The sequence below is a fragment of the Streptomyces novaecaesareae genome (assembly GCF_000716875.1).
Taxonomy (GTDB): Bacteria; Actinomycetota; Actinomycetes; order Streptomycetales; family Streptomycetaceae; genus Kitasatospora; species Kitasatospora novaecaesareae.
In genome coordinates this window covers 1-8199 of the sequence record NZ_JNWQ01000145.1, presented here as the reverse complement: position 1 = coordinate 8199, position 8199 = coordinate 1, and the positions used below count along the sequence as shown (strand labels likewise).

At 72.8% G+C, this 8199-nt stretch carries 9 protein-coding genes; 4 read left to right on the top strand and 5 right to left on the bottom strand.

The features are described 5' to 3' along the window. Nucleotides 1-102: 102 nt before the first annotated feature. Nucleotides 103-675, top strand: a complete 573-nt coding sequence (locus OP86_RS31500) for a PLL family lectin (protein ID WP_030061938.1) — start codon at nt 103-105, stop codon at nt 673-675. Between the two features lie 125 nt (nt 676-800). Here OP86_RS31500 and OP86_RS31495 read toward each other — a convergent pair whose 3' ends face one another. The 3 genes from OP86_RS31495 to OP86_RS31485 all read right to left on the bottom strand — a co-directional run bounded on the left by OP86_RS31495 (nt 801) and on the right by OP86_RS31485 (nt 4694). Further along, a complete protein-coding gene (locus OP86_RS31495) occupies nt 801-2048 on the bottom strand; it encodes an acyltransferase family protein (RefSeq protein ID WP_157849896.1) in 1248 nt (415 codons plus the stop codon). 69 nt (nt 2049-2117) lie between these two features. Then, nucleotides 2118-3212 (bottom strand): PP2C family protein-serine/threonine phosphatase, encoded by a 1095-nt coding sequence (locus OP86_RS31490; protein ID WP_051831098.1) that lies wholly within the window; start codon nt 3210-3212, stop codon nt 2118-2120. Nucleotides 3213-3446: 234 nt separating this feature from the next. Then, nucleotides 3447-4694: a cytochrome P450 gene (locus OP86_RS31485; protein ID WP_245231846.1), complete on the bottom strand. Its 1248-nt coding sequence runs from the start codon at nt 4692-4694 to the stop codon at nt 3447-3449. A gap of 121 nt (nt 4695-4815) precedes the next feature. Between OP86_RS31485 and OP86_RS31480 the strand changes: the two genes are divergently transcribed. After that, the gene (locus OP86_RS31480; RefSeq protein WP_030061934.1) at nt 4816-5172 is read left to right on the top strand and encodes an arsenate reductase family protein; all 357 of its coding nucleotides are present in this window, start codon (nt 4816-4818) and stop codon (nt 5170-5172) included. Nucleotides 5173-5211: 39 nt separating this feature from the next. On the opposite strand, the gene OP86_RS31475 is transcribed toward OP86_RS31480, so the two are convergent. After that, entirely contained in the window at nt 5212-5682 is a 471-nt protein-coding gene (locus OP86_RS31475; protein WP_030061933.1) for a pyridoxamine 5'-phosphate oxidase family protein, read from the bottom strand. 140 nt (nt 5683-5822) lie between these two features. Here OP86_RS31475 and OP86_RS31470 point away from each other — a divergent pair, with 140 nt between their 5' ends. Continuing rightward, a complete protein-coding gene (locus tag OP86_RS31470) occupies nt 5823-6407 on the top strand; it encodes a DUF1697 domain-containing protein (RefSeq protein ID WP_030061932.1) in 585 nt (194 codons plus the stop codon). Nucleotides 6408-6557: 150 nt separating this feature from the next. After that, on the top strand, nt 6558-7103 hold the full coding sequence (locus OP86_RS31465) for an FHA domain-containing protein (RefSeq protein ID WP_030061931.1): 546 nt from the start codon (nt 6558-6560) through the stop codon (nt 7101-7103). Nucleotides 7104-7165: 62 nt separating this feature from the next. On the opposite strand, the gene OP86_RS31460 is transcribed toward OP86_RS31465, so the two are convergent. After that, nucleotides 7166-8128, bottom strand: a complete 963-nt coding sequence (locus OP86_RS31460) for a DUF1152 domain-containing protein (RefSeq protein ID WP_030261053.1) — start codon at nt 8126-8128, stop codon at nt 7166-7168. Nucleotides 8129-8199 lie beyond the last annotated feature (71 nt).

The window sequence follows — 8199 nt, the reverse complement described above, 5'->3', positions numbered from 1 at the left end:
TGAACTCCCCCGAGTACCTCGCAGTACCCATGAGGACATCCTCTCCACGGACCCCAAGATCCGCTTCTCAGAAGTGTCCACAAACCGGGGTAAAGCCCATCCGTGCTGTCACCCGCAGGGGGCGGCACCGTCAACCTGTTCGCCCGCACCACCAACGGGCACATCGGCTACTTCGGCCAGAGCAGCCCGACCAGCGGATTCAGCCAGGGGGCCTTCCTCGGCACCACCTCGCCCGTCTTCGCCGGGGACCCGAGTGTCACCACGGCCGCCAGCGGCGGCATGATCGTGGCCGCCATCGACGTCAACGGGGACGTCTGGGGCATCGACCAGGCCGGCCCGGGGACAGCGTTTCGCGAGTGGTACAGGATCAGCCTCAGCGGCAATACCGGCGGCGCCACCAGCATCGTCCTGTCCGCCGGAGCCGGCGGCACCGTCAACATCGTCGCCCGCACGGCCGACGGACACATCGCCCTGTTCGGTCAGACCGGCCCCACCAGCGGGTTCAGCACCGGCACCTACCTCGGCAACCAGAGCATGACCTTCGCCGGAGACCCGCGCGTCATGCTCTTCGACAACGGGGCCATGATCGTCACCACTACCGACGCCGCAGGCGCCACCTGGGCCATCGACCAACCCTCACCGGGAGAAGCCTTCCGCTCCTGGTACCAGGTCTGATCACCGGCGGGAGAACCGAGTGCGGCCGACCTGTCTGATTCCGCCAGGTCGGCCGCCCCTTGTACGTGACAGGGCCCGACGCCGTTGTGGCGTCGGGCCCTGTCACGTACAAGGGGTGGGGCGGGTCAGAAGGGGCCCGGGCGGTAGGGCGGGTATGGGGCGTCCGGGCTCGGGGTGGGGGGGACGGTTTGCAGGGCTGGGGTGGGGTCGGGGGTGGCCGGGGTGGGCTGCGGGGGCAGGGGTTCGGCGGCGCGGAGTTGGTCGATGCTGTCGGTCATGCCGCGCTTGAGCAGGGGTGTCAGCGGCTTCTCGATGAGCCGGTGGACCAGCCAGGAGGCGACCAGCATGCCGGTGGTGACGATGCCCACCGCGACCCAGGGCTTGGTGCCGTGGTCGTAGAGGGCGCGCAGGGCCGTCCAGCCCATGGTCTCGTGGAGGAGGTAGAGCGGGTAGGTGAGCGCTCCGGCGAAGGTGAGCCAGCGCCACTGGATCCGTGAGGCCCAGCCCAGTGCCACCACGATGATCACCAGATAGGAGAGCGTGGTCAGCAGGACGGCCGGCCAGACCGGCAGGTCGGCCCGGCCGAGGTAGGGGTTCACGTCGTGCTGGTGCTGGATCGTGTAGAGGACGGAGAGGATCCAGCTGATCCCGACGATGCCGAAGAGCATCAGGTTGGGGCCGTACCGGTGGACCAGGTAGAGCGCGAGACCGGCGACGAAGAAGGAGGAGACCTGCGACATCGCGAAGAACTCCAGCACCGGCCACTTGGTGCTCGTCGCCACTATGCCCGCGACCGTCCAGATCGAGCAGAAGGCGACGATCCGCCGGTAGGTCACGCCCTGCCACACCACGATGGCGAAGAGCAGGTAGAAGCGCAGCTCGATCCAGAGCGTCCAGTAGACGGCGTCGACGTCCGGGATGCCCAGGCCCCCGTGGAACATCGTGAGGTTGGCGAGGACCTGCTCCGAGGCGAGCGGGCGGCGCACGATCGGCCACATCGTCACGACCGCGGTGCTGGCCAGGACGGCGAACCAGTACGCCGGGTAGAGCCGGATGACGCGGGAGCGGACGAAGTCGCCCACCGGGCGGCCCCAGCTGCTCATGCAGATCACGAAGCCGCTGATGACGAAGAACAGGCAGATGCCGGTCCACATGTAGGCACCCGGCACGGAGGCACGGTGGAACACCTGTTGAACCGGCTTGCCCCAGGCGCTGTCGTCCGGCTTGGTGCCGCCGCCGTATCCGATGTAGTGGTGGAAGACCACCATCAGCGCGGCCAGGATGCGCAGACCGTCCAGGACGGCGAGGCGGCCTCCTCTGCCGGGTTTGCGGCTGCCCGAGGATCCTGGTCGTTGCCTGGGGAAAATGCTCACGGCAGAAGATAGCGCACACACGGTCACCAGAGCACGACGGGCCCGGGCTTGATGCCCCCGGCCCTGGCGCTACGGGATGTCCGGGGTCAGGGCGAGGACGGCGAGGTCGTCGGCGAGCAGGCCGGCGTAGCGGTGGACGTCCTGGGCCAGGAAGGAGACCAGCCGCTCGGGCTCGCTGGTGCCGAGGGCGGCGAGGCGCGGGGCGAGCGGGTAGAAGGCGCCGCCGGTGTCACGGGCCTCGCTGACGCCGTCGGTGTAGAGCAGTACGGTGTGGCCCGGCGGCAGCGCGACGGCGGTCGGCTTGCCACGCTCCTCGGGCCCGAGGTAGCCGAGGCCCAGCGGCAGGTCGTCCGCGCAGGACACCGGGGAGATCGCGTCCCCCGACAGCAGCAGCGGGGTGGTGTGGCCGCGGTTGACGATCTCCACGCAGTCGGAGCCCGGCCGGTACTGCAGCAGGACGGCGGTGGCGAACAGTTCGTCGTCGCCCCGGTCGGCGGCGTCCCGCAGCACCGTGCGGTCCAGCTGGTCGGCCAGCTCGACCAGCCCGGGGGTCTCGTACGCGGCCGACCGGAAGGCGCCGAGGACGTCGGCGACGGTGCGGACCGCGCCGAGGCCCTTGCCCCGGACGTCCCCGAGCAGCACCCGCAAGCCGAAGCGGGTGTCGCACACCTCGTACAGGTCGCCGCCGACCAGCACCTCGGCCTGCGCCGAGCGGTAGAGGCCGGCCACCCGCAGCCCGCCGGCCCGCACGGGCACCGGCCGCAGCACGGTGCGCTGCAGGGTCTCGGCGACCGTACGCGCCTGCAGCAGGTTGCGGTTCTGCCGGGTGCGCTGCCAGGACAGGGCGGTGCCCATCACGCCGGAGAGCAGGGTGGCGATGTAGACCCAGACGTGGTGCTGCTCGTTGATGTGGCCCGCGTGCAGGGCCAGGGCGACCTGGAGCGCCAGGGAGCCGACCGTGGCGGCGGCCGTCACGACCGGGCCGTAGCTGAACGCGACCACCACGGGCAGCGCGGTCAGCAGGAATCCGGCGGCGACGGCGTCCGGGACGACGGCCTCGGTGATCAGGTCCAGCAGGAGGAGGACGACCGGGAGCCAGAGGACCCAGCGCGGCGCCCTGGGCTGCGGAGCGGCAGGGCGCGGCGGGCGGGGTGCTGTGGGCACGGCGGGACCTCCTGGCTGGTGGCCATCCCGGGGGAATCGTCCCGGTATGACCTGTTTCGCCCCTCCATGCTCTCCCACGAAGGGCCCAGCCACGAACGGCCGAACGTCCCGTCCTCCGGGCCGGGCGACGCGGACCGGCCGGGCCGGGCCGGCCCCCGACACGGACGGTCGGGGGCCGGTCGGCGGACGGTCACCACGCGGCACGGCACCGCGCCGCACGGGCGGACGGCACGCTCAGCGCACGGTCACCGGTAGCGTCTCGAAGCCGCGCAGGACCAGCCGGTCCCGCCGGGTGGGGACGCCACCCGGGGCGAGCCGAGGGAAGCGGTCCAGCAGGGCGGGCACCGCGACCTCGGCCTCCAGGCGCGCCAGCTGGGAGCCCAGGCAGAAGTGCGGGCCGCCGCCGAAGCTGAGCGGCTGGCTGTCGGTGCGGGTCGGGTCGAACACCTCGGGGCGCCGGTACCGGGCCGGGTCGTGGTTGGCCGCGCCGATCAGCAGCGTCACGCCGCTGCCGGCCGGGATCGGCAGCCCGTCGATCTCCAGGCCGTCCGCCAGCGCCACCCGCCCGGTGGCCTGCACCGGGGAGTCGAAGCGCAGCACCTCGTCGGTGAAGCCGGCCGGGGTGATCGCACCGTTGCGCAGCCCGGCGGCCGCCTCGGGGTGGCGGAACAGCAGGGCGAGGCCGTTGCCGAGCAGGTTGGTGGTGGTCTCGAAGCCGGCGACCAGCAGCAGCACCAGGTTGGCCAGCAGTTCCTGGGCGGACAGCCGCTCGCCGTCCTCGGCGGCGATCCGGGCCAGGTCGCTGACCAGGTCGTCCTGCGGCCGGGCCAGCCGTTCGGCGGCCAGCTCGGTGAAGTAGTCGGACAGCTCGTCCGCGGCGCGGTCGGCCGCGGTCAGTTCGTCGAGGTCCGCGAGGATCTCCAGGGCGACGGTCAGGTCGGAGGCGAGGCCCCGGAAGCGGTAGCGGTCCTGCTCGGGGACGCCGAGCAGCTCGCAGATCACCCCGACCGGGAGGCGGAAGGCGAAGGCGTCCATGAAGTCCACCGGCGAACCGTCCGCGCCCTGCTCGGCCATCCCGTCCAGCAGCTCACCGACCGCCCTCTCCACCGCCGGGCGCAGCGCGGCGACCCGGCGCGGGGTGAACACCGAGGCGATCAGGGAGCGCACCCGGGGCTGGTCGGGGGCGTTGCGCTGGAGGATCGAGCGGCCGAAGAGGGCGAGCGAGGAGTGCGCGATGAACTCCGGCTCCAGGCCCGCCATCATCTCGGCGGTGGCGACGCCGAAGGCGGGCGTGCGCAGCACCTTGTTGACCGCCGCGTAGCCGCTCGCCACGAACATCCCGTCCCCGCCCGGTGCCACCGGGCCCAGCTCCAGCGCCCTCGCGTAGAGCGGGTACGGGTCGGCCCTGACCTCCGTGGTCATCAACTGCTCGATGATCGCCGCGCCGTCCATGCGGTGCTCCCCTCCCGAGATCACGGTCACGCTTCCTGGTTCGTGAACCACCGGCGGGCACGGCGGAGTTCCCGTACGGCGCGGTTCGCGGCGGGGGGCGGGTGCGGTCCGCGGCCCGGCCGGGTGCCGACCGCTCGGTAGGGTGGGCGGTATGGAGATCTGGATCAACCCGCGCTGCGGCAAGTGCCGGTCGGCGCTCGGCGAGCTGAACGCCGCCGGCGTCGAGTACACCGTGCGGCGCTACTTGGAGGACCCGCCGACCGCGGCCGAGCTGGAGCAGGTGTTGGAGCGCCTGGGCCTGGAGCCGTGGGACATCACCCGCATCGACGAGCAGACCGCGAAGGACCTGGGGATGAAGGGCTGGCCCCGGGAGGAGGGCGAGCGTGCCCGCTGGATCGCGGCGATGGCCGAGCACCCCATCCTGATCCAGCGCCCGATCATCACCGCGGAGGACGGGCACGCCGTCGTGGCCCGCACTCCCGAGGCTGTGAAGTCGGTTCTGCCGTAGGGCGTGTCCGTCGTAGCGCGCGTCCGGCCCCGGGGCCGGTCAGTGGAGCTGGATCGTCTCCACCGGCCGGCCCGGGTGCCAGTTGCGGACCAGCAGGTGCTCGCCCTCCACGGCGGTGTGCACGACCTGGTCGATGTCCAGCCGGAAGGCGTGGAACGGGGTGGGCGGCGGCTCGGGCAGGTCGGCGGCGAACGCGGCGAGTTCGGTCTCGTCGGTGATCTCGACCGCCCGGCCGGAGAGCTTGGAGTCCCCGCCGGCCATGGTCTCGTCCCCCGGGTGCGCGTGCAGGGCGAACCGGGCGTCGCGCTGGAGGTCGCGCGCCTTGACCGCCCCGTACATCGACCCGAGCCACAGGTCGGCGCCGACGAACTCGACCTCCGTGCCGCTCACCCGGGGCGAACCGTCCTTGCGCAGCGTCGCGAGGACGTGGTGCTTGTTGGCCTCGAACCGGGCCCGTACCAGGGGCGCCAGATCCGGAGCCGCCTGCTCGAAGTCCTGCCAGGTAGCCATGGCGCCAGTGTGGCACCCGGCGCCGACGGCCGCCGTCGTACGGAGGCCCCGGCCGTCGTACGGAGGCTCCGGCCGTCGTACGGAGGTGCCCGCCGTCGCACGGAGGCCCTGCTGACGTACGGCGGTGCCACACTGGCGGCGTGACCACCACGACCACCTACATCGCGTTCCTGCGGGCGATCAACGTCGGCGGCCGCACCGTGAAGATGGAGCGGCTGCGGGCGCTCTTCGCCGAACTGGGGCTGGGGAACGTCCGCTCGTACATCCAGAGCGGCAACGTCTTCTTCACCACGGACGAGCCCACCGACCGGCCCGCCGACCGGCCCGGCGCCGGGCCGGCGCGGGCCGCGCTGACCGGGCGGATCGAGGAGCACCTGGAGCGTGCGCTCGGCTACCCGGTGCCGGTGATGCTGCGGACGGTGGACGAGGTGGCCGGGCTGCTCGCCGCCGAGCCGTTCCGGGGCGTCGAGGTGACGCCGGACGTCCGGCTGGTCGTCGCCTTCCTCTCCGAGCCGCTGCCGGCCTCGCTCGCCCTCCCCTACCGCTCACCGAAGGGCGACGTCGAGGTGCTCGGGGCCGACGCGGGGGCCGCGTACGTCGTGATCCACCTCCAGGACGGCAAGTGGGTCACCAAGGACCTGTTCGGCAAGGCCTACCAGGGGTCGGTCACCTCCCGGTTCCTGCACACCACGGAGAAGATCCTGGCCGCCGCCCGCAAGGCCTGACGGCCCGTAGACTGACGGCCCGTTGGCCTGCGGGAACCGTACGGAACCGCCCGCCCGGACGGGGCGTCTGGACTGCCGTGACGTACGAACCGAGCGCCCGCGCGCGGCGTGATCTGGACAGCCCGAGCCGGCCGAGCCGACAATTTGGCCATGACGCCTCCTGAGCTACCCACCGGCCGGATCCGGCCCTCCGACGCCGAACGGGACCAGGCGCTCGGGGTGCTGAAGGACGGCGCGGGCAGCGGGCGGCTCTCGCACGACACCTTCCTCGGCCGGATGGACATCGTCCTGCAGGCCAACAGCCGTGGCGAGTTGGAGGCGGCGGTGGCCGGGCTGCCGACCGGCGGGCCGGTCGAGCGCTTCGTGCTGCGCGCGGTCGGCCGGGTCTCCGCCTTCGGCGACCGGATGAGCCGGGCCTGGCGCACCGAGCGGCTGCCCGGGCTGAGCCTGCCGGAGGCCGGTGCCGGGCTGTTGACGATCGGCCGGATCCCCGGCTCCGGGCTGCGGCTGCACGACGCCTCCGTCTCGCGGAACCACGCCGAACTGCGGCACGAGAACGGCGGCTGGACGCTGTACGACCTCGGCTCGACCAACGGCACGCACGTCAACGGGCGCCGGATCGCGGGCGGCGTCCGGGTCCGGCCGGGCGACGAGGTGCGCTTCGGGAACCTGGAGTTCCGGCTCGCCACCCTCTGAGCGGCCCGCCCTGGGGCCGCCCTGGGGCCGCCCCGGACCCGCGAAGCGGCTCCCCGCCGCCGTCAGTGCGGGAACTGGCGGGGCGGCCGCTGCCGAGGCAGCTCGTCCTGGAACTCCGCGATGGCGGTGGCGATCTGACGCATCACCACGGTGCGCTCCAGCCGGTCCAGGTAGCGGTTCTCGGCGGCCAGCGCCTCGACCGTGACACCGAAGTACATCGCCATCAGCGGATTGACGAACAGCTCGCTGTCCTTGGTCCGCTCGGTGAACCGGACGTCGCCGAACTCGCCCCGCAGGGCGGCCGCCACCGAGCCGTTGACGATGCTGGGGTGCTCCGGGAAGGCCGCGCGGGCGTGCTCGACGGCGTCCAGGTAGAGCACCGCCTCCCGGCTGTCGCGCGGGATGGAGAAGGCGCCGAGGTAGCCGCCGGCCCGGTCCAGCGCGGCGAGGTTCTCCAGCACCAGGGTGTGGTTGACGCCGTGGTGGGCGTCGACGCCGAAGCCCAGGCAGGCGACCAGCCGTTCGGGCACCTCGGTGAGGCCGGCCACCGCGGCCAGGCTGGCCATGTCCTCCTCCGGGGTGCCGAGTCCGGCCTCGTCGCCGCGCATCAGGATGTCGGTGCCGCCGTCCACCAGCAGGACGGCGTCGACGCCCAGCCGGGCGACGAGCGCGCGGTAGGCGTCGCGCAGCGGCTGCACGCCCTCCTTCGGGAAGGCCCACACCGTGTCGGGCATCCCGTGCAGCTGCAGCCAGCGGGCCAGGGTGCGCTCCGGGAAGTAGCCCTCGGGGGCGGCGGTGTCCGGCCGGATCATGGCCACGTCGGGCTCCGCCCAGACCTCGGCGGGCAGACCGTAGAGGTGGGTGAAGGAGAGGTTGGCCAGGTGGACCTCCTTGCCCGCGGCGCGCAGGGCGAGGGCGAGGGGCAACCCGGCGTACACGTCGAATCCGCCGCCGGCGCCGGCAATCAGGATGCGTTCGGCGGCCAGCAGCCGGGTGATCAGCGGTGGTTGCAGCAGAGAGGTCACCGGCGGACGGTAACACCACGGGCCGGGAGGGCCGACTGCGGGAGAAGGGGGCGGTGGGCGGTGGGTGGGGC